The 22,635-nt window shown below is 61.8% G+C and carries 18 protein-coding genes and 1 pseudogene; 2 read left to right on the top strand and 17 right to left on the bottom strand.

The features are described 5' to 3' along the window. Positions 1-40: 40 nt before the first annotated feature. From CR152_RS34085 to CR152_RS10830, 11 genes and pseudogenes are all read right to left on the bottom strand, one after another. Positions 41-589: pseudogene (locus tag CR152_RS34085) on the bottom strand (HAD hydrolase-like protein); the annotation flags it as partial. After that, positions 582-2,081 carry an aldehyde dehydrogenase gene (locus tag CR152_RS10875; protein WP_099874938.1) on the bottom strand — a complete coding sequence of 500 codons (1,500 nt, stop codon included), beginning with the start codon at positions 2,079-2,081 and terminating at the stop codon, positions 582-584. The gene CR152_RS10875 and the pseudogene CR152_RS34085, both read right to left, overlap by 8 nt. Positions 2,082-2,091: 10 nt before the next feature. Then, on the bottom strand, positions 2,092-3,462 hold the full coding sequence (locus tag CR152_RS10870; RefSeq protein WP_099874937.1) for a DUF3138 family protein: 1,371 nt from the start codon (positions 3,460-3,462) through the stop codon (positions 2,092-2,094). Positions 3,463-3,538: 76 nt separating this feature from the next. Continuing rightward, the gene (locus CR152_RS10865; protein ID WP_229413345.1) at positions 3,539-4,390 is read right to left on the bottom strand and encodes an ABC transporter permease subunit; all 852 of its coding nucleotides are present in this window, start codon (positions 4,388-4,390) and stop codon (positions 3,539-3,541) included. After that, on the bottom strand, positions 4,387-5,292 hold the full coding sequence (locus tag CR152_RS10860) for an ABC transporter permease subunit (RefSeq protein ID WP_099874936.1): 906 nt from the start codon (positions 5,290-5,292) through the stop codon (positions 4,387-4,389). Before CR152_RS10860 ends, CR152_RS10865 begins: the two co-directional genes overlap by 4 nt. Before the next feature lie 7 nt (positions 5,293-5,299). After that, positions 5,300-6,433 (bottom strand): ABC transporter ATP-binding protein, encoded by a 1,134-nt coding sequence (locus CR152_RS10855; protein WP_099874935.1) that lies wholly within the window; start codon positions 6,431-6,433, stop codon positions 5,300-5,302. 67 nt (positions 6,434-6,500) lie between these two features. Next, on the bottom strand, positions 6,501-7,619 hold the full coding sequence (locus CR152_RS10850) for a polyamine ABC transporter substrate-binding protein (RefSeq protein ID WP_099874934.1): 1,119 nt from the start codon (positions 7,617-7,619) through the stop codon (positions 6,501-6,503). A 23-nt stretch (positions 7,620-7,642) separates the two neighbouring features. Next, positions 7,643-9,076, bottom strand: coding sequence for an aspartate aminotransferase family protein (locus CR152_RS10845; protein ID WP_370663849.1), 1,434 nt, complete (start codon positions 9,074-9,076; stop codon positions 7,643-7,645). Between the two features lie 55 nt (positions 9,077-9,131). Next, positions 9,132-10,502, bottom strand: coding sequence for a glutamine synthetase family protein (locus tag CR152_RS10840; protein ID WP_099874932.1), 1,371 nt, complete (start codon positions 10,500-10,502; stop codon positions 9,132-9,134). Between the two features lie 133 nt (positions 10,503-10,635). Next, on the bottom strand, positions 10,636-11,400 hold the full coding sequence (locus CR152_RS10835; RefSeq protein WP_099874931.1) for a gamma-glutamyl-gamma-aminobutyrate hydrolase family protein: 765 nt from the start codon (positions 11,398-11,400) through the stop codon (positions 10,636-10,638). Positions 11,401-11,769: 369 nt separating this feature from the next. Next, positions 11,770-13,139 (bottom strand): IS3 family transposase gene (locus tag CR152_RS10830; RefSeq protein ID WP_099881933.1). Its coding sequence is split into 2 segments (ribosomal slippage): positions 11,770-12,618 and positions 12,621-13,139, totalling 1,368 coding nucleotides; the frame shifts between segments, so codons are not numbered across the junction. Positions 13,140-13,495: 356 nt separating this feature from the next. On the opposite strand from CR152_RS10830, the gene gabD reads away from it, so the two are divergent. Beyond that, complete coding sequence (gene gabD / locus CR152_RS10825) at positions 13,496-14,950, top strand: NADP-dependent succinate-semialdehyde dehydrogenase (protein WP_099874930.1); 1,455 nt, start codon at positions 13,496-13,498, stop codon at positions 14,948-14,950. Between the two features lie 26 nt (positions 14,951-14,976). On the opposite strand, the gene CR152_RS10820 is transcribed toward gabD, so the two are convergent. Beyond that, positions 14,977-15,345 carry a nucleotide pyrophosphohydrolase gene (locus CR152_RS10820; RefSeq protein ID WP_099874929.1) on the bottom strand — a complete coding sequence of 123 codons (369 nt, stop codon included), beginning with the start codon at positions 15,343-15,345 and terminating at the stop codon, positions 14,977-14,979. A gap of 184 nt (positions 15,346-15,529) precedes the next feature. Here CR152_RS10820 and CR152_RS10815 point away from each other — a divergent pair, with 184 nt between their 5' ends. Further along, positions 15,530-16,333 carry a carbonic anhydrase gene (locus tag CR152_RS10815; RefSeq protein ID WP_099874928.1) on the top strand — a complete coding sequence of 268 codons (804 nt, stop codon included), beginning with the start codon at positions 15,530-15,532 and terminating at the stop codon, positions 16,331-16,333. 106 nt (positions 16,334-16,439) lie between these two features. Here the strand turns inward: CR152_RS10815 and can are convergent, their stop codons facing one another. The 5 genes from can to hemH form a co-directional block, all read right to left on the bottom strand. Further along, entirely contained in the window at positions 16,440-17,099 is a 660-nt protein-coding gene (gene can / locus CR152_RS10810) for a carbonate dehydratase (RefSeq protein ID WP_099874927.1), read from the bottom strand. 88 nt (positions 17,100-17,187) lie between these two features. Beyond that, positions 17,188-18,321 (bottom strand): molecular chaperone DnaJ, encoded by a 1,134-nt coding sequence (gene dnaJ, locus CR152_RS10805; protein ID WP_099874926.1) that lies wholly within the window; start codon positions 18,319-18,321, stop codon positions 17,188-17,190. A 138-nt stretch (positions 18,322-18,459) separates the two neighbouring features. Beyond that, positions 18,460-20,400 (bottom strand): molecular chaperone DnaK, encoded by a 1,941-nt coding sequence (dnaK, locus tag CR152_RS10800; protein WP_099874925.1) that lies wholly within the window; start codon positions 20,398-20,400, stop codon positions 18,460-18,462. 91 nt (positions 20,401-20,491) lie between these two features. Beyond that, on the bottom strand, positions 20,492-21,028 hold the full coding sequence (grpE, locus tag CR152_RS10795; RefSeq protein ID WP_099874924.1) for a nucleotide exchange factor GrpE: 537 nt from the start codon (positions 21,026-21,028) through the stop codon (positions 20,492-20,494). A 354-nt stretch (positions 21,029-21,382) separates the two neighbouring features. Further along, positions 21,383-22,495: a ferrochelatase gene (hemH, locus tag CR152_RS10790; protein WP_099874923.1), complete on the bottom strand. Its 1,113-nt coding sequence runs from the start codon at positions 22,493-22,495 to the stop codon at positions 21,383-21,385. Between the last annotated feature and the right edge of the window lie 140 nt (positions 22,496-22,635).

Genomic DNA, 22,635 nt, shown 5'->3' with positions numbered 1-22,635 from the left:
ATACCTCGGGCGGCGCATATCCCCACGCCACTGCGCCGAACGCCACGCCCGCCTTGGCCGATGCCTCGGCATCGGTACCCTGGTCGCCGACGTACAGCGCGTCGCCCGCGCCAACCTGGCTTTGCCTGACCACTTTGCGGATGCGCGAGGCTTTGCCGAAGACCGACATGCCGCACTCGAAATGGCTGAACAGCCCACTTAACCCCGGCCCCAGCACGCGGCGCACATTCTGCTCCGAGTTGGACGACACCACCGCCAGCATCACGCCCGCATCGGCAAGGGCGCGCAAGGCGTCGGCCACGCCGTCGAACAGGGCAATGCTGGCCGCATTCTCGCTCATCATCGCGATGAAGCTTTTCGACACCACCGGCATCTTCCAGGCAGGCATGCCGATGTAGCGCATGATCTCGCGCGTGCCCATGGCGCGCAAATGCCCGACCTGGTCGCCCTCGATGCGCCTGAGGCCATGCTTGTCCGCCAGGCCGTTGTACACGCTCTGGAAGAAAGAGAACGAGTCGGCCAGGGTACCGTCGAAGTCAAAAATGACCAGCCGGTACTTCAGGCGCGGCGCTGCTGCGCGCTCATCCAATCTGGATCCATGTGGTTTTCAGTTCCGTGTACTTGTCGAAGGCGTGCAGCGATTTATCGCGCCCGTTGCCCGACTGCTTGACGCCGCCGAACGGCACCGTGATGTCGTCGCCATCGTACTGGTTCACGTGCACGGTCCCGGCGCGCAGGGCGCGCGCGGTCTTGATCGCGCGGCTCAAATCGGCCGTCCACACCGCCGCCTGCAAACCGTACTGGGTCGAATTGGCCTGGCGCACGGCGTCGTCGATGTCGGTGAAACTGAGCACCGACAGCACCGGTCCGAAGATCTCTTCGCGCGCAATGCTCATGCTGCCGTCCACCTGGTCGAACAGGGTCGGCGCCACGTAAAAGCCGCCGCTGTCGGTACGTGCGGCCTCCCCGCCGGCCAGCAGCTTGGCGCCGGCCTGCTTGCCCTGCTCGATGTAGCCCATCACGGTCTTCATCTGGGCCGCATCGACGATGGCGCCCATGATGGTACCCTCGTCGAGCGGGTCGCCCGGCGCAAAATCCGGAACCAGCGCCAGCGCCTTTTCCAGAAACGCGTCCCTGATCGAGGCCTCGACGAACAGGCGCGAAGGCGCATTGCAGCTTTCGCCCTGGTTAAAATAGATCGAGCCAATGGCCGCGCTCACCGCCGCATCGAGATCGGGACAGTCGGCGCAGACGATGTTGGCCGATTTGCCGCCCAATTCGGTCCAGGCGCGCTTGAGGTTCGATTGCCCGGCCATCTGCAAGATCTGCTTGCCGACCTTGGTGGAGCCCGTAAAGCCGATGCAGTCCACATCCATGTGCAGCGCCAGCGCCGCCCCGGCTTCGTGGCCATAGCCGGGGATGACGTTGAACACGCCCGCCGGCAGCCCGGCTTCGAGCGCGATTTCGGCCAGGCGCAGCGCCGTCAGGGGCGACTTTTCGGACGGCTTGAGGATCACGCTGTTGCCGGCGGCAAGCGCCGGAGCGATCTTCCAGGCCGCCATGATCATCGGGTAATTCCACGGCACAATGGCCGCCACCACGCCGACCGGCTCGCGCGTGATCAGCGCCAGGCTGTTGTCGCCCGTGGGCGCGATTTCGTCGTAAATCTTGTCGATCGCCTCGCCGTACCAGCGGATGCAGTTGGCCGCCGCCGGCACGTCCACGCTCTGGCTGTACTTGATCGGTTTGCCCATGTCGAGCGTCTCCAGCAAGGCCAGTTCCCCGGCGTGCGCCAGGATCAGGTCCGCGAATTTAATCATGACGCGCTTTCTCGCCGCCGGCGCCTGGCCGGCCCAGCGCCGGTCCTCGAACGCCGCGCGCGCCGCCGCCACGGCCGCGTCGACATCGAGGCCGTCGCAACGCGCGACAAGGCCCAGCTGGCGGCCATCGATGGGCGAGAGATTATCGAACCGTTGCTCCGATCTGGCCCAGACGCGCTCGCCGCCGATGAATGCGCGCCCGTCGATGCTGAGGGCTGCCGCCCGTTCGTGCCATTGCTTGTTCGCTTGCGTCGTTGCCATGCTGTGCTCCCTAAAAACTCACTACTGTCGATACGCCGATAACATGATTGTCGCGGCGGTACTGGTCGTCCGATGTCTTGAATACCCTGGCGTTGGCGCGGTCGTAGCGGTATTCGCCCTTCACGCTCACGCCCGGCATGAGCAGGTACTGCGTGCCCAGCGAGAGCGCCGCGCGGTTGGCGCCGCGGGTGGGGTCGAGCACCACCCAGTCGTCGCCGCTCCAGACCATGCCGGCGCCAAAGCCGTTGCGCCCGTCCGGGCAGTTCGCTTCCAGACCGTCCAGGTCCTTGCAGCCGCTGCCCAGGGTCGAGCCGAACACGCCGCCTCCGCCCCTGCTGTTGTGGATGTAGTCGAGCCGGGCGATGGCTTCGAGGCGCGGCATGACCTTGTACGACATCAGCGACGACAGGCCATACCAGCGCTGGCGCGCCACGTTGTAGCGATTGGCGGCGGTGGCCTGCTGGCGCCCATAGCTTAACTGACCCTGGAAATTCCAGTCGCCACGCGTGTGGTAGCCGTCCACTTCCAGCAGGTCGAGGCGCCCAAACGCGCTGTCGTCGTCGAAGCCCGAATGGGTGCCCGACATGCCCAGGCCGGCGAACTCGCTTTTGGCGTAATCGACGCGGTAGAACAAGCCCGGGGTTTTCTCGCGCGCGTGGTCGATGCGGGCGCTGTTCATATTGCCGGCCATGATTTTGCTATCCCATTTGCCGCGCACGAACTGCAGGCCGGCCCCGGTATAGAAGTTCGCGGCCGAAAAATCGAACAACAGGTTGTGGGTAATGAGCTTGTTCTGGGTCGAGGCAATGTACTCGTAGCCGCTCCAGTCGGGAATCTGGCCGGCGAACACGCGCGTCGACAGGCCGCCCAGCGGAATCGAGACCGACGCTTCGTGCACCATGTTGCCGAAGTTGTAGCCGGCCGCCGTGCCCTTGCTCGGCATGAGGGAGATTTTCAGCCTGGTGCCGCCTTCGAGCTCCTTGTCGACATTGAGCATGGCGCTGCCGAAGTAGGTATTGTCATACCCGAAGCTCTCGCCGGAACCGTTGACCGAGCTGTTATTGTTCAGGAAGACGAAGCTCGACGTGCTGGCGTTGCGGTTGCGGATATAGGTCGGATCGATATAGCCGGAGATCTTCAGGCCCTTCAAGCCGCTGGTCTCGGCGGCATCGTCGGCGGCGTCGCTCTTGACGCGCAGGCGCGCCAGTTCGGCCGCGTCGTCCGATTTGGACCGCTCGGACCTTTCGATCATCGCTTCGAGCTTGTGCACGTGCGCCTTGAGGGCGTCGAGTTCGGCCTTGAGTTCCTGGGTGGTCTGGGCTTGCGCGATGACGGGACAAGCTGCGGCGATGGCGATGACGGCGTTGCGGTAGACGTGCATGGATCACTCCTCGGGCCAACGGTGAGGGTGGCGGGCACGCCGTGCCCACCACCGTAAACAGCGGCCGAAGAGCGTGCTATGACTTGACTGCGGCCGCCACCTGCTTCTGGCGCTGCCGCTCGGCGCGCGCCATCATGATGGCGGCGACGATCACGCCGGTCGACACCACCAGAATTGTCAATGCCGCCACCGCGTTCACGCGCGGGTCCAGGCCCAGGCGCGCGCGTGACATGATCACCAGCGGCATGGTCGTCGCGCCCGGACCGGACAGGAAGTTCGACAGCACCACATCGTCGAGCGAGAGCGTAAACGTGAGCAGCCAGGCCGAAGCCAGCGACTGCGTGATGTTCGGCAGCGTCACCAGAAAGAACACCTGGTGCGGACGGCAGCCGAGGTCCATGGCCGCTTCTTCGAGCGAGCGGTTCATTTCGCGCAGGCGCGACTGCACCACCACGGCCGCATACGCCATGCCGAGCAGCGTGTGGCCGATCCAGATGGTGAAGGCGCCGCGCTCGGGAAAGCCGAACATCTTCTGCACGGATACGAGCATCAGCAGCAGCGACAGGCCGATGATCACCTCGGGCATGACCAGCGGCGCGCTGACCATCCCGGAAAACAGCAGGCGGCCGGGAAAGCGCTTGTAGCGGTTCAGGGCAAAGGCGGCAAAGGTCCCCAGCACCACGGCCGATGTGGCGCTCATCAAGGCGATTTTCAGCGACAGCACGAAGCCGCTGACCAGTTCCGCATCGTTGAACAGCTCCGGGTACCACTGGGTGGAAAAGCCGCTCCACACCATGTCCTGGCGCGAGCTGTTAAACGAAAACACGACCAGCACCACCAGCGGCAGGTACAGGAACAGGTAGCCCAGCGAGAGCCATCCGCGGCCGAACCAGCGGGCCAGCGTCATTTTGTTTACTTGCTTGCTCATGCGCGGTCCTCCGCTTCCTGTTCGGCTTTGTATTTATTGAAGACCGCCATCGGCACCAGGATCAGCATGATCGCCACCACCGCCAGCGCCGAGGCACGCGGCCAGTCGGTGTTGACGAAAAATTCGTCCCACAGCAGGCGCCCGATCATCAGCGTCTCGGGGCCGCCGAGCAGCTCGGGAATGACGAACTCTCCCACCGCCGGAATGAACACCAGCATGGCGCCGGCGATGATGCCCGATTTCGAGAGCGGCACGGTGATGCGCCAGAAGGCTTGCCACGGGGTGGCGCCCAGGTCGGCCGCCGCTTCGAGGAAGCGCACGTCCATCTTCACCAGGTTGGCGTACAGCGGCAGAATCATGAACGGCAGGTAGGCATAGAACATCCCCAGCACCAGCGCGAACGGGGTGTTCATCATTTTCAGCGGTTCGGTAATCACGCCGAGCCACAGCAGCAGGTTGTTGAGCAGTCCCTGGTTGGCCAGGATGCCCTTCCAGGCGTAGATGCGCAGCAGGAAGGAGGTCCAGAACGGCAGCATCACCATCATCAGCAGCACCGGACGATACGCCGGTTTGGCGCGCGCCATGAAGTAGGCGAAGGGGTAGCCGGTCACCAGGCACAGGACCATGGTCAGGCCGGCGTAGGCGAGCGAACGCAGGAAGGTCCACAGGTAGTTGTCGTCCTCGGTGAGGGCCACGTAGTTGACGATCTTGGCCTTGATGCTGATGACCCCATCGCTGAAGGTGAGCAAAGGGCCGAACGGGCTGCCAGTGTCGTCGAGTTCCGCAAAACTCATGCGCAGCACGATCAGGAACGGGATCAGGAAGGCGATCGTCAGCCAGACGAAGGGCAGGCCGATGACGAAGCGGCGGCCGGCCGCCGGGGGGCGCAGGATTGTACTCATGGCCGCCTCAATTGGTCAGGACCACGATGTCGCTGCCGTCCCACCACGCAACCACGTGCTGGCCGCGTTCGAGACGGGCCTCTTCATGGCGCGCGGCGTTGGTGCGCGCCACCTTGAGGATGCCGCCCTGTGCCAGGCGCACCTGGTAGTGGGTCTCGTTGCCGAAGTAGGAGACGTTGACGATCTCGCCGGCCACGCAGTTGTAGCCGTCTTCGGCGGCCGAGGCGCGCTGCTCCACGCCCGGCATGTCGCGCTGCAGGGCGATTTTTTCGGGCCGCACCGCCACGCTGACCGGCATGTTGTTGGTGCCGCTGATGCCGTGGCTGACGTAATGGCGGCATTCGGGCGTCTCGACGATGACGTGGTCGGGCTGGTCGACCCGCACGTGGCCGTGGAACATGTTGACGCTGCCGATGAAATCGGCCACGAAGCGGCAATTCGGCGTTTCGTAAATGTCGCCCGGCGCGCCCACCTGCAGTATGCGCCCTTCGCTCATGACGGCGATGCGGGTGGCCATGCTCATCGCCTCATCCTGGTCGTGGGTGACCATCACGCAGGTCACGCCGACCTGCTCGATGATATTGACCAGTTCCATCTGGGTCTGTTCGCGCAGTTTTTTATCGAGCGCGCCGAGCGGCTCGTCGAGCAGCAGCAACTGGGGGCGCTTGGCCAGGCTGCGCGCCAGCGCCACGCGCTGCTGCTGCCCGCCCGAGAGCTGGTGCGGCTTGCGCCTGGCGTAGGCGCCCAGCTGCACCAGCGCCAGCATCTGGTCGACCCGTTCGGCGATGGCGGCCTTGGGCAGCCCGTCGCGGCGCAGGCCGAAGGCGACGTTGTCCCACACCGTCAGGTGCGGGAACAGCGCGTACGACTGGAACATCATGTTGACCGGGCGCTCGTAGGGCGGCACGCCGACCAGGTCCTGGCCGGCCAGTTCGATCGCGCCCTCGGTCGGGATCTCGAAGCCGGCCAGCATGCGCAGCAAGGTCGATTTGCCGCAGCCGGAGCTGCCCAGCAGCGCGAAGATCTCGCCCTTGTTGATGGCGAGCGAAATGTCGTTCACGGCGCGCACGCCGTCGAAGTCCTTGACGAGGTTGCGGATCAGGAGAAAAGGCTGCGGGCTTGCGGGTTGTGCAATCGTCATATGAATGATGAAAGAATAGGCAAAACCGCAATTTTATCGGACATACGCCGGTATGCAGGCAAAATGATTACATCCCGGTCTTAAAACGTGTAAACACGCGCGTCATGGTGCGGCGCACGTCGGCGCTCAGGGGCTCGGGCACCACCATGCGCTGCTTGTCGGCGTCGGGCAGATAGACCGTGCGGTTGCCGGCAATGTCGGGCCGCACCAGGCGCGTGGCGGCCGCATTCGGATTGGCGTAAAAGACCTTGTTGGTCAGGCTCGCGTGCACGTCGGGGCGCAGGATGTAGTTGATCCACAGGTGGGCGTTGCCCGGATGCGGGGCGTCGGCCGGAATGGCCATGGTGTCGAACATCAGGGCGGCGGCCTTCGGCACCAGCGCCACGATGTTCTGGCCGTTCTTGCTGTCGATGGCGCGCTGGCGCGCGATGTTGATGTCGCCCGACCAGCCGAGCGAGACGCACAGGGCGCCGTTGGCCAGGTCGTTGATGTAGCCGGCGGAACTGAACAGGGTCACCGATGGCCGGATCGCCTGCAGCATGCGGGCGGCATCCTGGTAGTCGGCGCTGTTTTTCGAGTAGGCCGGCTTGCCGATGTAGAGCAGCGCGGCGGGCAGCACCTCGGACGGGGAATCGAGAAAGGAGATGCCGCACGATTTGAGCTTGCTGGCGTAGCGCGCATCGAACACCAGGTCCCACACATTGTCGGGCATCGGCAAGCTGCCCAGGGCCGCCTTGACCTTGTCGACGTTGATGCCGAGCGTGGTGTAGCCCCACAGCCAGACCACCAGGTGCTTGTTGTCCGGGTCGAGCCGGCCAATGAGGGTTTGCAGCGCCGGATCGAGATTGGCCAGGTTGGGCAGGCTCGCCTTGTCGAGGGGGCGCAGCAGGCCGCCGTCGATCTGCAGGCGCGCCCAGTGGGCCGTGGGGACCACGATGTCGTAGCCGGTTTTGCCGGCGCTGAGCTTGGCGTGCAGGACCTCGTTGCTGTCGAACAGATCGTAGCGGACCTTGATGCCGGTTTCTTTTTCAAAGTTGCGGACCGTGTCCTCGGCGATGTAGTCGGACCAGTTGTAGATGTTGAGGATTTTTTCTTCCGGCGGGGCGGCACGCGCCGGACCAGTGATACTGGCAGCGGCCGCGAGGCCGAGGATGAAGCACTGTGCGATGCGGCGTATGGTCTTCATCCTGCCTCCCGTTCAACGTCGGTTCAAACTACCCAGCCCCGCTGCTGCAAGTCGATCAGGGTGGCCTCGAGGCAGTACCTGATCTTGAAAATCATTTCGTCGATCTGCGCGCGCGTCATCACCAGCGGCGGCGCGATGATCATGCGGTCGCCTACGGCGCGCATGATGATCCCGTTGGCGAACATATAGCCGCGGCACAGCATGCCCACGCCATGGTCCGGTTCGAAGAACTCGCAATCGTGCACCGCTTCGGCCTTCTTGCGCACCAGGTTCAGCCCCGCCACGAAACCGCAAGTGTCGGCATAGCCCACCAGCGGATGGTCCATCAGCGCTTCGAACTTCTCCTTCAGGTACGGGCCGGTATCTTGCGCCACCTGCTGCACCAGACGCTCGTCGATCAGGATGCGGATGTTTTCCAGCGCCGCCGCACAGGCCACCGGGTGGCCCGAATACGTGAAACCGTGATTGAAGTCGCCGCCCTCCTCGATCAGCACGTCCGCCACGCGGTCGCCGACCAGCACGCCACCCAGAGGAACATAGCCCGAGGTCACCCCCTTCGCGAACGTAATCAAGTCCGGTTTGATCTGCATCAACTCGGAGCCAAACCATGTACCAAGACGGCCAAAGCCGCAAATGACTTCGTCGGCGATCAACAGCACGTCGTACTTGTCGCAGATGCGCTCGATCTCGGGCCAGTAGGTGGCCGGCGGAATGATCACGCCGCCGGCGCCCTGCACCGGTTCGCCGATGAAGGCGGCCACCTTGTCGGCGCCGACCTCGAGGATTTTGGTCTCCAGCCAGCCGGCGGCCACGATGCCGAATTCGTCGGCGCTCATGCCGCTGCCGTTTTCCAGGTAATTCGGCTGGCCGATATGCTCGATCCCGGGAATCATGCCGCCCTGCTCGTGCATGCCCGCCATGCCGCCCAGCGCCGCGCCGGCCACGGTGCTGCCGTGGTAGGCGTTATAGCGGCTGATGATGGTGTGGCGGTTCGGGAAGCCTTTCAGGTCCCAGTAGCGGCGCACCATGCGCAGGTTGGTGTCGTTCGCTTCCGAGCCGGAGCCGGTGAAGAACACGTGGTTGAACTGGGGCGGCGATATCTCCACCAGCAGCGCGGCCAGGCGCGTGGCCGGCACATTGGTGGTGTTGAAGAAGCTGTTATAGAACGACAGCGTCTGCATCTGGCGGTACACCGCATCCGAGATGCTGGTGCGCCCGTAGCCGACATTGACGCACCACAGGCCGGACATCCCGTCGAGGATCTTGTTGCCCTCCGAATCCCACAGATAGATGCCGTCGCCGCGCACCATCACGCGCACGCCACGCTCGCCCAGCGCCTTGTGGTCGGTGAAGGGATGCATGTAGTGCGCCGCATCCTGGCGCTGGATTTCGGCGGTGTCGTAGACGTCGTGGGTGGCGGCCTTGACCGACGCGACCAGCGCGGCGCTCGGGACCATGGGATTGGCTGTCATGATGAACCTCGTTCTAATTATTATCGGTAGTGTTGCGTGATCAAACGTGCAGCAGCAGGTGCTCGCGTTCCCACGGGCTGATGACGGTCATGAATTCCTGGTGTTCGAGGTCCTTGATGGCCGCATACACGTCGATGAAGCGCTCGCCCAGCACCGTGCGCAGCTTGTCCTCGGCGCGCAGCAGGTGCAGCGCTTCGGGCAGGCCCTGGGGCAGCTCGAACGGCATTTCGTAGGCGCTGCCGTTCATCATCGGGGTCGGTTCGAGCTGCTCGGTCATGCCGAGGTAGCCGCAGGCCAGCGTCACGGCCAATGCCAGGTAGGGATTGGCGTCGGCGCCGATGATGCGGTTTTCCACGCGGCGGTCCTGCACGCCCGATTCGGGCACGCGGAAGCCCACCGTGCGGTTATCCAGGCCCCACTGGATATTGATCGGCGCGGCCGTGTGGCGCACGATGCGGCGGTACGAATTGACGTACGGCGCGACGATCGCCATGGCCGACGGCATGTAGCGCTGCAGGCCGCCGATGTACTGCTTGAACAGGGGCGAAGCCGAACCGTCCTCGCTGCTGAAGATATTCAGGCCGGTCTTGGTATCGACCACGCTCTGGTGCACGTGCATGGCCGATCCGGGTTCGCCCGCCATCGGCTTGGCCATGAAGGTAGCGTACATGTCGTGCTTGAGGGCCGCCTCGCGCAAGGTGCGCTTGAAGAAGAACACCTTGTCGGCTAGGCCGAGCGGATCGCCATGCAGGAAGTTGATTTCCATCTGGCCGGCACCGATTTCGTGGATCAGGGTGTCGACGTCGAGGTTCATCAGGTCGCAGTAATCGTAGATATCCTCGAACAGCGGATCGAATTCGTTGACGGCGTCGATGCTGTAGACCTGGCGGCTGGTTTCGGCGCGGCCGCTGCGGCCGATCGGCGGTTTGAGCGGCAGGTCCGGATCGATGTTCTTGGCGGTCAGGTAGAACTCGAGTTCGGGCGCGACGACCGGCTTCCAGCCCTTGTCGGCGTACAGTTTCAGCACGCGGCGCAGCACCGTGCGCGGGGCGAAGTCGACCAGTTTGCCGTCGGCGAAATAGCAGTCGTGGATTACCTGCGCGGTCGGGTCGACCGCCCACGGCACCATGGTGATGGTGGTCGGATCGGCCTTGAGGATCATGTCGCGGTCGGTGGCCGAGATGGCGCGGTCGTAGGCCTCGTCGTCGATCGGATAGTTGCCGGTCACGGTCATGCCCAGCACCGCCTCGGGAATGCGCATGCCGCGCTCCTGCGTGAATTTACCGCGCGGGAGGATCTTGCCGCGGGCGACGCCGGTCAAATCGGGGATGAGGCATTCGATTTCGGTGACCCGTTTCTCGTTGAGCCACAGGTCCATGTCGGTATAGGTAAAGTTTTCGCGAATTGCCATGATGTTCTCTCTATAGTTTATTCAAACGCGCGCGGGCAGATGCCGCGGGCGTGCGGTGGAACCGAGGATGGCAAGCGGCGCTACGGCACGCAGCGCAGGGCCCACTTTTCGTAATGACTGGTGGCGTGCGTATTCATGCGCGCCCCTCGCGCCTGGCCTGGAAAGCGCGGCAGGCCTGGCCGAAGGCGCCGAACATGTTCATCGAGGCGGGGTTGTCGAGGATCTGCCACTCGGGATGCCACTGCACGGCCAGCGTAAAGCCGGGCGCGGACGGCACCGAAAACGCTTCCACCAGGCCGTCGTGCGACACCGCTTCGATGGCGATGCCGGGTGCGAGCCGGTCCACGCCCTGCCCGTGCAGCGAATTGACGGCGATGCGCTGGGCGCCGCCGAGCATGCGCTGGAAGGCGCCGCCGGGGGTGAGGATGACGTCGTGGGCCGGGCCGTACTGGTCGTCGATGGACGCATCGGGGTCTTCGCGGTGATCCATCTTGCCTTCGACTTCCTGCACCGCCTGAAACAGGCTGCCGCCGAGGGCCACGTTCATCTCCTGGAAACCGCGGCAGACCGCGATCAGGGGGATGCCGCGTTCGAGGGCGGCGCGGATCAGCGGCAAGGTGGTGGCATCGCGCGCCGGGTCCTGCGGCAGGCTTGGGTCGAGGACGTCCTGGTCGTAGTAGCTCGGGTGCACGTTCGAGGCCGAGCCGGTGAGCATGATGCCGTCGCACACGGACAGGGACGCCTCGAGGTCAAGCGCGGCGCCGAGCGCGGGCAGGATCATGGGGGCACAGTCGGCGCCGAGGACGACGGCGTCGACATATTTAAGCTGCGCGGCGTGATACGGATGAGGTCCGATCTGGCGCGTGCAGGCTGGAACGAGGACAATAGGGCGGCGCATGATTGTCGGTATAGGAACGAATGACGCACTCGTTTCATCATAATGGCTAATCGGCCTGATGGCGAGTGCTGCTTGATCCATCTCAAATGGACGACCTAGGCTTGACGCAGGTCAATGCATCGAACCACTGTTAGAGCTTACCGGCAAGTTGTCAAACATGCCAACACGAACCGCCGGGGAGCTTCATCTTCCACCACAGCAACTAGTTTCCTAACCGGGGTCAGACCTCCGATTAGAAATAAAAGTGTTTCGATTCGGAGGTCTGACCCTAATGCCGCTAAGTTAAGCCGTTTTCTGACCACAAACTGCAAAACCGTCTTTCCCGCGCAGTGAAGTGACCCAAGAAAGTTGGACGGTGTTTTGATTAAATCAAAGCGAATGCTGGGTTCGGTATTGCACCGGGCTCAGTCCGTTCAGCTTCATCTTGATACGGCAGTGATTATAGTAGTCAATGTACTCGGCCAGACCTTTTTTCAACTCGTCGACGCTACTAAATTTGTTCAGGTGGTAATACTCCGTCTTCAGCACTGCGAAGAAGCTCTCCATGGCTGCGTTGTCGAGGCAGTTGCCTTTGCGAGACATGCTCTGCACGATGCCTTTCTGCGCCAGCATGTGCTGGTAGGCCGGCATGCGATACTGCCATCCCTGATCTGAATGGACGATCGGTTTATCGTCGGCACGCAACTTCCGGAAGGCTTTTTTGAGCATGCCTGTCACCAGTCCGAGTACCGGACGCGTGTCCATTTCATACGCTACAATTTCCCCGTTGAACAGGTCCATCACGGGTGATAGATACACTTTCTGACCAGCGACTTTCATCTCGGTGACGTCGGTTGCCCACTTCTGATTCACCCCCTCTGCGTTGAAATCGCGCAGCAAGATGTTCGGCGCAGTCTTGCCCACTTCCCCCTTGTACGACTTGTATTTCTTGATGCGTACCAGCGATGTCAGCTTCATTGCCTGCATGCAGCGCTGGACGGTATTGGCGCATGCGCGATGGCCTGCCTTGCGCAGCACGTCAGCGATACGCCGATAGCCCATACGCCCCTTGTGTGCCTGATAGGTCGTCTCGATACCCTGCTTCAAGTGCGCATGCTTGTCGCCGTCTTGCGCAACCTTCTTTTGATAGTAAAACGTACTACGTTTCAGACCGGTAAGCGCAAGCAACTGCGCAATGGGAAATTGCAGCCTTAACTCGTGGACTATGTGCGCTTTTTGCGCATTGCCGCAGCCTGTTCGGCCGCTTGAGCTAAGGCTCTCCGCTTTTTTAGAACGGCGACCTCCATCCGTAACTGGTTCAGTTCCACCAGCAACTCTTCACGGCTACGTGTGGCATCACTATGCACGCTGGCAGGTGCAACTTGCTTGGGTAAATCAGCCATGCGCTTGGGTCTTCCTCTGGGTTTGCGGATCAGTGGCACTATACCGCCATCACGAAAATCGCGCTCCCAAACCCCGACGTAGCCCTGCGCGCGAATATTGAACCTGGCCGCCGTTTCCACATACGATAATTTGTTCGCCCACATGTACCGCAAAACCTCAAGCTTCTCATCGGCGCTGTACTGAACAGACTTCCTCGGTTCAAGGCCAGCTTTGCCGTGATAGCGGTGGAACAGTACCCAACGGCGTACTTGGCCGTAGCTAACGTTGTTGATGCGGCCTACTTCCTTATAGCCCATCAAGCCACGTACATATTGCTTAGCGATTTTTAGCTTGAATGCCGTCGTATGCTTCGTCATCGACTTCCCCCAAAAAGTAGAAACGGTGTCCAACTTTTTTGGGTCAGTTCACAGGCGGGAATCCAAGTTCGTGGAGCCGCCTGTGACTGCGCTGCGGAATTGGATTCCCGCCTGCGCGGGAAGGACGGAGCTTAAGTTAGCGGCATTAAGGTCTGACCCCGGTTAGGAAAGCATTAGCGGCGACAACGCCGGACGCGGCGCCGTCACCGTTGAGCATGGTCTTGGCAGCGCGGCCACGCTTGTGCGGTCACAAAAGGTGCTGCTGCGGCGGCGCGCGCGCTGCCGGGCAATCGATAAGGAAAAACGCTAAGATGGTTGCCCGGCCTTCACGCCAAGCTCTTGACGAAAGCACCCCTATGTTGAATCTGAAAGACCCTGCGCTGCTGCGGCAGCAATGTTTTATCGACGGCGAATGGTGCGATGCGGACAATGCGGCCACCATCACGGTCACCAATCCGGCCACCGGCGAGACGCTGGGCACGGTGCCACGCATGGGCGCCGCGGAAACGGCGCGCGCCATCGCGGCGGCCAACGCGGCCTGGCCGGCCTGGCGCAAGAAGAGCGCGCGCGAACGCAGCGTCATCCTGCGCGAATGGAACGATCTGATCATCGAGAACGCCGACGACCTGGCCGTGATCATGACCGCCGAACAGGGCAAACCCTTGCTCGAATCGAAGGGCGAGATCGCTTACGCCGCCTCCTTTATCGAATGGTTCGCCGAGGAAGGCAAGCGCATCGAAGGCGACACCCTGCAGTCGCCCTGGGCCGACCGCCGCCTGGTGGTGACCAAGGAGCCGATCGGCGTCTGCGCGGCGATTACCCCGTGGAATTTTCCGGCGGCGATGATCACGCGCAAGGCCGGCCCCGCACTGGCGGCCGGCTGCCCGATGGTGGTCAAGCCGGCCGAGCTGACCCCGTTCTCGGCCCTGGCGCTAGCGGAACTGGCCGAGCGCGCCGGCATGCCCAAGGGCGTGTTCAGCGTCGTCACGGGGGATTCGAAGGCGATTGGCGGCGAAATGACCGGCAATCCGCTGGTGCGCAAACTGAGCTTCACGGGGTCGACCCAGGTCGGCCGGGTACTGATGGAACAGTGCGCCCCGACCATCAAGAAGCTGTCGCTGGAACTGGGCGGCAATGCGCCCTTCATCGTGTTCGACGATGCCGACCTCGATGCGGCGGTCGAAGGCGCCATCGCGTCGAAGTACCGCAACGCCGGCCAGACCTGCGTGTGCGCCAACCGTCTGTACGTGCAGGATGGGGTGTACGAGCGCTTCGCCGAGAAACTGGTGGCGGCGGTGCAGAAACTGAAGGTCGGCAACGGCCAGGATATGGGCGTGACGCAAGGCCCGCTGATCGAGGAAAAGGCCGTGCTCAAGGTCGAGCAGCATATCGCCGATGCGCTCTCGAAAGGGGGGCGCCTGCTGACCGGCGGCAAGCGCCATACGCTGGGACACAGCTTTTTCGAGCCGACCGTGATCGCCGACGTGACGTCCGCCATGCAGGTGGCGACCGAGGAAACCTTCGGCCCGCTGGCGCCGCTGTTCCGCTTCGATACCGAGGACGATGTCATCGCCATGGCCAACGACACCGAATTCGGGCTGGCGGCGTACTTCTACTCGCGCGACATCGGGCGCGTGTGGCGCGTGGCCGATGCGCTCGAGTCCGGCATGGTCGGGGTCAATACGGGCCTCATTTCGACCGAGGTGGCGCCGTTCGGCGGCGTCAAGCAGTCGGGACTGGGCCGCGAAGGCTCGCGCTATGGCATCGATGACTATCTGGTGATCAAGTATATCTGCATGGCCGGACTGTAAGCGTTTCCTGAAAGTCCCCCGCCGGCTCAGTCCGGCGGGTATTCGTGGTATTTGCGCGCATCGCCGCGCACCTTGTCGGCCGGGTACTTGGCCCGGTTGAGCGCCATCTTTTCTTCCACCGCCGCGCCCAGGTCGACATCGAGCTGGTCCGCCAGCAGCACCAGGTAGACCAGCACATCGGCCATTTCATGGCGCACTTGCGTCAGCTTGTCTGCGCCGAGCTCTTCCTGCGTGCCCGTCTTGAGCCACTGGAAATGTTCGAGGAGTTCGGCCGCTTCCACCGATAGTGCCGACGACAGGTTCTTCGGTGTGTGGAACTGTCCCCAGTCGCGCTCGGCGACAAAGGTGCGCGCCAGGGCGCGGATCTCGTGCAGGTGGTTATTTCCGTGATTCAAATTTCATCTCCATTAAGTATTTTCCACACTTGGCTAGGAAGGAAGAAGACAGCATCTTGTTGCTTTATTGCAGCAGGTGTAGTTCTTTTGTATTTACTTGTTGCAAGGAAAGATATTATGACCAGACAGAGCGCGCAACGAGGCCACTCCGTTACGGTATCCCATTCGACTACAAGGAAAGAACATGATTTCACGCATGACCGTCGTTTCGCTGGCGCTGGCCGCCCTCCTGCCGCTGTCGGCCCAGGCACAACATGCCCAACCTGCACAACATGCCCAACATGCCCAACATGGCCAGCATGCCGCGCATGAATGGACTTACGCAGGCGTTACGGGACCGGCGAAATGGGGCGGCATCAAGTCCGATTATGTGACCTGCAAGACGGGCCACCAGCAGTCGCCGATCGATATCCACACCAATGCGACCACCAAGGCCGACCTCGATCCGATCGTGTTCGAGTACCAGCCATCGCCTCTGAAAATTATCGACAACGGGCACACGGTACAAGTCAATTATGCGCCCGGCAGCGGGATCGCGATCGGTGGCGTGCGTCATGAATTGCTGCAGTTCCACTTCCATACGCCAAGCGAAGAGCGCATCAATGGCAAGCAGTATCCGCTGGGATTACACCTGGTGCACAAGAATGCGGACAACAAGCTGGCCGTGGTCGCGGTGCTGTTCAAGCTGGGCAAGGAAAACCCGGCGCTGACGAATATCTTCAACAACCTCCCCAAGGAAGCCGAAGTCGAGCAGGCTGTCGAGGGCGTGACGATCGACATGATGCAGATTCTGCCGCCGACCCAGGGGTATTACAATTTCCCGGGATCGCTGACCACGCCGCCATGCAGCGAAGAAGCGAACTGGTTCGTGCTCAAGACGCCGGTGGAAATGTCGAAGGCGCAGCTGGCGCAGTTTCACAAGCTGTACAAGCACAATGCGCGTCCGGTGCAGCATCTGAACGGACGCGTGGTAAAAGAAAGCAAATAATCAGCTGCATCTCGACGCCGTCGCCCCCGCGCAGACGGGGGCGACGATTTTAGCCTTAGCGCTATTATGACGCGCAACCGTGGGGGTTAGGAAAGACGACCCGGCTTTATTCCTGATACTCCAGCAAGCGCGACGCGAGCTTCGGCGCCAGCTCATCGGCCCCGCTCACGCTCATACCCAAGTCGCGCAGCAAGCCGTCATGCAAGCCGTACACCCAGCCGTGCACGGTCAGCGGCTGTCCGCGTTCCCACGCATCCTGCACCACCGTCGTCTGCGCGGTGTTGACCACCTGTTCCGTCACATTCAGCTCGCACAAACGGTCCGCGCGTGCGCGCGACGGCAAGGCATCGCCCAGGTATTTGTCGTGCTTTTGCTGCACATCCTGCACATGGCGCAGCCAGTTGTCGGCCAGGCCCACGCGCTTGTTGATCATCGCGGCATGCACGCCCGAGCAGCCGTAATGGCCGCAAATGATCACATGCTTGACCTTCAGCACGTCGATGGCGAACTGCAGCACCGTCAGGCAGTTCAGGTCGGAATGCACGACCACGTTGGCGATGTTGCGATGAACAAACAGTTCGCCCGGCGCCAGCCCCAACAACTCATTGGCCGGCACGCGGCTGTCGGAACAGCCAATCCACAGATACTGCGGCGACTGCTGGGCAGTCAGCGCCTTGAAGAAGTTTTCATCCTTGGCCACCATCGCCGCCGCCCAGTCGCGATTGCGTTTGAATAGCGCGTCCATTTCTTGTTGTGCTTGAGTCATGTTATGTCCTGTTTGCTCAAAAAAAACCGCTGATAGGCCCAAGGGCCGAATTCAGCGGTTCGGATGAAAAGGCGTGCTTAAGCCCGCCTTATTCGAAAAAATCTTTCACCTTGTCCATCCAGCCCTTGCTCTGCGGGCTGTGCTTGCCGCCGCCTTCGACCGTCAGGCGCTCGAATTCGCGCAGCAGGTCTTTTTGCTTGTCGGTCAGCTTGACCGGGGTTTCGACCGCCACGTGGCAGAACAGGTCGCCCGCGTAACCGGAGCGCATGCCCTTGATGCCCTTCGCTTTCAGGCGGAACGTCTTGCCCGATTGCGTGCCTTCAGGAATCGTGAACGAGACCTTGCCGGACAGGGTCGGCACTTCGATTTCGCCGCCCAGGGTGGCCTTGACGAACGAGATAGGCATTTCGCAATGCAAGTCGTCGCCTTCGCGCTGGAATACCGCGTGCGGCTTGATGTGCACTTCCACATACAAATCGCCCGGAGGCCCGCCGTTGGTGCCCGGCTCGCCGCTGCCCGTGAAACGGATGCGCATGCCGTTGTCGATACCGGCCGGAATATTCACTTCCAGCGTCTTGCTGCGCTTGATTCGGCCTTCGCCGCCGCACGGAGCGCATGGATCAGCGATGATCTTGCCGTTGCCATGGCACTTCGGGCACGTCTGCTGGATGCTGAAAAAGCCTTGCTGCATGCGCACCTGGCCGTTGCCGCCGCAGGTGGTGCAGGTCACCGGCGAGGTGCCGGGCTTGGCGCCGCTGCCGTGGCAGGTGTCGCACTTTTCCCAGCTCGGCACGCGGATGTCTTGTGTATGCCCGTGCGCCGCCTGCTCGAGCGTGATCTCAAGGTTGAAGCGCAAGTCGGTGCCGCGGTACACCTGCGGACCGGAACTGCGTCCGCGCGCGCCGCCGCCGAAAATGTCGCCGAAAATATCGCCGAAACTGTCCGCGAAGCCGCCCGCACCGGCGCCGCCGAAGCCACCGCCGCCACCCATGTTCGGATCGACGCCCGCGTGACCGTAACGGTCGTACGCTTCGCGCTTTTCCGGATTGGTCAGCATTTCGTACGCTTCTTTGACTTCCTTGAACTTGTCTTCCGATTCTTTACTGTCCGGATTGCGGTCCGGATGGTATTTCATCGCAAGCTTGCGATACGACTTCTTGATCTCTTCTTCAGAAGCATTCTTGGCGACCCCGAGGATCTGGTAAAAATCACGCTTTGCCATTTGTCGGCACCTTGCTGTCTAGCTACTACGCTACTGTTTATGCAAAAAAACCGAGCCGCTGGGGGCTCGGCTTGTCGTGGCCTTTGCTCGATCCGGTGCGGTCCGCTTAACTGCAGCGGCCCGCACCCGGCTCCGGCATTACTTGGCGTCTTTGACTTCCTTGAAGTCGGCATCGATGACGTCATCCTGCGCTGGCTTGCCTTCATTGCCGCCCGACTGCTGGCCGCCTTCGGCGCCGCCAGCGGCTTGCTTGGCTTGCATGTCTGCATACATCTTCTCGCCCAGCTTCTGCGAGACGGTCGACAGCGTTTCGATCTTGGCATCGATCTCGGCCTTGTCGCCAGCCTTGATCGAGGCTTCCACTTCAGCGATGGCCGCTTCGATGGCTTCCTTCTCGCCCGCTTCGAGCTTGTCGCCGTATTCGGTCAGCGACTTGCGGGTCGAGTGCACCAGGCCATCGGCCTGGTTGCGCGATTCGGCCAGTTCCTTGACCTTCTTGTCTTCTTCGGCGTTGACTTCGGCGTCTTTCACCATCTTCTGGATTTCCGCTTCGGTCAGGCCGGAGTTGGCCTTGATCGTGATCTTGTTCTCTTTGCCGGTGGCCTTGTCTTTCGCGCCGACGTGCAGAATACCATTGGCGTCGATGTCGAAGGTCACTTCGATCTGTGGCGTGCCGCGCGATGCAGGCGGGATGCCTTCCAGATTGAATTCGCCCAGGCCCTTGTTGCCCGACGCGATTTCACGCTCGCCCTGGAATACCTTGATCGTCACCGCTGGCTGGTTGTCTTCGGCGGTCGAGAACACCTGGCTGAACTTGGTCGGGATGGTCGTGTTCTTGTGAATCATCTTGGTCATCACGCCGCCCATGGTTTCGATACCCAGCGACAGCGGGGTCACGTCCAGCAGCAGCAAGTCCTTGCGCTCGCCCGACAGCACGGCGCCCTGGATGGCGGCGCCGACAGCGACGGCTTCATCCGGGTTCACATCCTTGCGCGGATCCTTGCCGAAGAATTCCTTGACCTTTTCCTGCACCTTCGGCATACGGGTCATACCGCCGACCAGGATGATGTCGTCGATGTCGGAAACCTTCACGCCGGCATCCTTGATCGCCATCTTGCATGGCTCGATGGTGGCCGCGATCAGTTCCTCAACCAGCGACTCGAGCTTGGCGCGGGTCATTTTCAGGTTCAGGTGGACCGGCGCGCCGTTCGCCATGGCGATGTATGGCTCGTTGATTTCGGTTTGCTGCGAGGACGACAGTTCGATCTTCGCGCGCTCGGCCGAGGCCTTGATGCGCTGCAGGGCGATCGGATCCTTTTTCAGGTCCAGGCCGTTGATCTTCTTGAACTCGTCGATGATGTAATCGATGATGCGCTGGTCGAAGTCTTCGCCGCCGAGGAAGGTGTCGCCGTTGGTCGAGAGCACTTCAAACTGCTTTTCGCCATCGACGTCGGCGATTTCGATGATCGAGACGTCGAACGTGCCGCCGCCCAGGTCATACACGGCGATCTTGCGGTCGCCCTTGTCGGTCTTGTCCAGGCCGAATGCCAGCGCGGCCGCGGTCGGCTCGTTGATGATGCGCTTGACGTCCAGACCGGCGATACGGCCGGCGTCCTTGGTGGCTTGGCGCTGCGAATCGTTGAAGTACGCAGGCACGGTAATGACCGCTTCGGTCACTTCTTCGCCGAGGTAGTCTTCGGCGGTTTTCTTCATCTTGCGCAGGACTTCGGCGGAAATTTGCTGTGCGGCCAGTTTCTTGTCGCGCACGCCGATCCATGCATCGCCATTGTCGGCTTTGATGATCGAATACGGCATCAGGCCGATATCTTTCTGGACTTCTTTTTCGTCGAACTTACGGCCGATCAGGCGCTTGACCGCGAACAGGGTGTTCTTCGGGTTGGTGACCGCCTGGCGCTTGGCCGGCGCGCCAACGAGGATCTCGCCATCTTCTTGGTAAGCAATAATGGAAGGCGTCGTACGCGCGCCTTCTGCGTTCTCGATTACCTTTGGCTGACCGTTTTCCATGATGGCCACGCAAGAGTTCGTCGTGCCCAGGTCAATACCGATAATTCTGCCCATGATGTTTTCCTTTTAATTACTTAGTTTCAGATGACTTGAATATGTGGAAAAACTGCGTGCTTTCAAGACCTTGCAAGAGAGCACGCTGTATTTATTTTGCTTGCGCTGCGGTAACGATGGCAGGGCGCAATAAGCGGTCGGCGATCATATAGCCTTTTTGCAGCACGGTGACTACGGTATTGGCTTCCTGATCGGCCGGAACCACGGCAACGGCCTGGTGCTTCATCGGATCGAGCTTGTCGCCCTGGGCCGGCAGCACTTCGACCAGCTTGTTCTTCTCGAACGCGGAAGTCAGTTGCTTGAGGGTCATTTCGACGCCTTCCTTCAGCGACTCGACCGATGGGGTTTCGACCTTGAGCGCCATTTCGAGGCTGTCACGCACGGGCACCATGGCCTCGGCGAAACTCTCGATGGCGAATTTGTGCGCCTTGTTGACGTCTTCCTGGGCGCGGCGGCGGATGTTCTCGCCTTCGGCCTTGGCGCGCATGAAGGCGTCGTGCATTTCAGCCAGTTTGGCTTCGGTGGCGCTCAACTGCTCTTCGAGGCTCGGCTCGCCGTTGACCGGAGTTGCCGCCTGCACGGCGTCGTCGGATGGTTGTTGCACTTCCTGATTTTCTTGGTCTTGCATCGGAAAAACTCCTGGAATCAATGACTTAGCGATTTGTTTGACGTGTCGTGCTAACCACACAGCCACCCAGATGGGGCTATAACCTACATTTTCAAGGGGAATCCTGCGGCGTTGCTTTTTCATCCAATGTTACAAATCTTACCAATAAGGAGATTCATTTCAGGACGGCCCGGACTACCATGAAGTTATCCAGCTTGCACGCGCGAATCCCGCTCGCGCGAAGCTGTTTCAGGGAGTTCGACATGAAGTTGCCGTTGATTGCCGCCAGCGTTGTTGCCTACACCGTGCTTGCGCTGGTCATGATCTGCTACGCCGGTCTGAGTGGGCACGGGTCGCTATTTTAACAGGCGGCAATTAGAGCCTGTCAATTTCGCGCCCGCGAGGCGTGCTGGCCTCAGCTTGCGCCGAGCGCGGCTGCGCTGCGCGCTGCGCGGGCGTGGCTTTGGTGTCCCAGCCCAGCAGGTGCTGCTCGGTGATGTCGGCCAGGCCAGCGATCCAGGTGGGCGATTCGTTCAGGCACGGAATGTAATGGAACTCGCGCCCGCCGGCCGCCTCGAAATCGTGCTTCGCTTCCATCGCAATCTCTTCCAGCGTTTCCAGGCAGTCGCTGGTAAACCCGGGGCAGATCAGGTCGACGCGTTTCAAGCCATCCTTGGCCATCTGCACCAGGGTCGGCGCGGTGTACGGCTGCAGCCACTCGGCCTTGCCGAAGCGCGACTGGAAGGTCACCAGGTATTGTTCGCTTGAGAGGCCCAGCTTGGCCGCCAGCAGGCGCGCGGTCTTGTGGCACTCGCAGTGGTACGGATCGCCCAGCATCAGGGTGCGCTTCGGCACGCCGTGGAAACTCATCACCAGCTTGTCGCCGCGGCCGTTGATTTTCCAGTGCGCCAGCACGGTATCGCGCAGGGCGTCGATGTAGCCGTCGTGGTCGTGGTAGTGCTTGATCATGCGCAGTTCGGGCACGTTGCGCACCCCGGCGTAGTGGGCGAACACGGCGTCGCTGATGGAGCCGGTGGTGGTGCCCGAATACTGCGGGTAGGCCGGCAAAATCGCGATGCGGTCGCAGTTCTCGGCCTTGAGCTGGTCCAGCACTTCCGGCAGCGATGGCGAGCCGTAGCGCATGGCCATCACCACGTTCACCGAATCATGGCCGCGCTGGCCCAGCAGGCCGCGCAGCAGGATCGCCTGTTTCTGGGTGTGCACCTTGAGGGGGGAGCCTTCCTTGGTCCAGATCGTCGCGTACTTGGCGGCCGATTTGTTGGACCGGAACGGCAGAATGATCAGGTGCAGGATCAGCCACCAGATGGCGCGCGGAATTTCCACCACGCGCGGGTCCGACAGGAATTCCTTCAGGTAGCGCCGTACCGCCGGCGTGGTCGGCGCGTCGGGCGTGCCCAGGTTGACCAGCACCACGGCGTTGCGGGTCGGCGTGCCGTGGGTGAAGGGGGGTTCTTTGCGGAAGGACATGGGAGCGGCGATCGTGAGAAGGAGAGCCGATATTATAGGGTTCCGGGTTAAAGCCGAGCATACTTTAGGCGTGTTGAACCGGTTTTAGGAGGTGTGACCCGGTGGCACGACAATCACCGACCGCCGAACTAAGCCCCGTC

This window comes from Massilia violaceinigra (genome assembly GCF_002752675.1).
GTDB classification, from domain to species: Bacteria; Pseudomonadota; Gammaproteobacteria; order Burkholderiales; family Burkholderiaceae_D; genus Telluria_A; species Telluria_A violaceinigra.
The sequence above is the reverse complement of the archived record's forward strand: the minus strand, read 5'-3'. Positions and strand labels throughout refer to the sequence as shown.

Bases quoted from the DNA above. Each gene is read 5' to 3' on its own strand.
- CR152_RS10875 (WP_099874938.1), bottom strand. From the start codon at position 2,081: ATGGCAACGACGCAAGCGAACAAGCAATGGCACGAACGGGCGGCAGCC.
- CR152_RS10870 (WP_099874937.1), bottom strand. From the start codon at position 3,462: ATGCACGTCTACCGCAACGCCGTCATCGCCATCGCCGCAGCTTGTCCC.
- CR152_RS10865 (WP_229413345.1), bottom strand. From the start codon at position 4,390: ATGAGCAAGCAAGTAAACAAAATGACGCTGGCCCGCTGGTTCGGCCGC.
- CR152_RS10860 (WP_099874936.1), bottom strand. From the start codon at position 5,292: ATGAGTACAATCCTGCGCCCCCCGGCGGCCGGCCGCCGCTTCGTCATC.
- CR152_RS10855 (WP_099874935.1), bottom strand. From the start codon at position 6,433: ATGACGATTGCACAACCCGCAAGCCCGCAGCCTTTTCTCCTGATCCGC.
- CR152_RS10850 (WP_099874934.1), bottom strand. From the start codon at position 7,619: ATGAAGACCATACGCCGCATCGCACAGTGCTTCATCCTCGGCCTCGCG.
- CR152_RS10845 (WP_370663849.1), bottom strand. From the start codon at position 9,076: ATGGTCCCGAGCGCCGCGCTGGTCGCGTCGGTCAAGGCCGCCACCCAC.
- CR152_RS10840 (WP_099874932.1), bottom strand. From the start codon at position 10,502: ATGGCAATTCGCGAAAACTTTACCTATACCGACATGGACCTGTGGCTC.
- CR152_RS10835 (WP_099874931.1), bottom strand. From the start codon at position 11,400: ATGCGCCGCCCTATTGTCCTCGTTCCAGCCTGCACGCGCCAGATCGGA.
- gabD (WP_099874930.1), top strand. From the start codon at position 13,496: ATGTTGAATCTGAAAGACCCTGCGCTGCTGCGGCAGCAATGTTTTATC.
- CR152_RS10815 (WP_099874928.1), top strand. From the start codon at position 15,530: ATGATTTCACGCATGACCGTCGTTTCGCTGGCGCTGGCCGCCCTCCTG.
- can (WP_099874927.1), bottom strand. From the start codon at position 17,099: ATGACTCAAGCACAACAAGAAATGGACGCGCTATTCAAACGCAATCGC.
- dnaJ (WP_099874926.1), bottom strand. From the start codon at position 18,321: ATGGCAAAGCGTGATTTTTACCAGATCCTCGGGGTCGCCAAGAATGCT.
- dnaK (WP_099874925.1), bottom strand. From the start codon at position 20,400: ATGGGCAGAATTATCGGTATTGACCTGGGCACGACGAACTCTTGCGTG.
- grpE (WP_099874924.1), bottom strand. From the start codon at position 21,028: ATGCAAGACCAAGAAAATCAGGAAGTGCAACAACCATCCGACGACGCC.
- hemH (WP_099874923.1), bottom strand. From the start codon at position 22,495: ATGTCCTTCCGCAAAGAACCCCCCTTCACCCACGGCACGCCGACCCGC.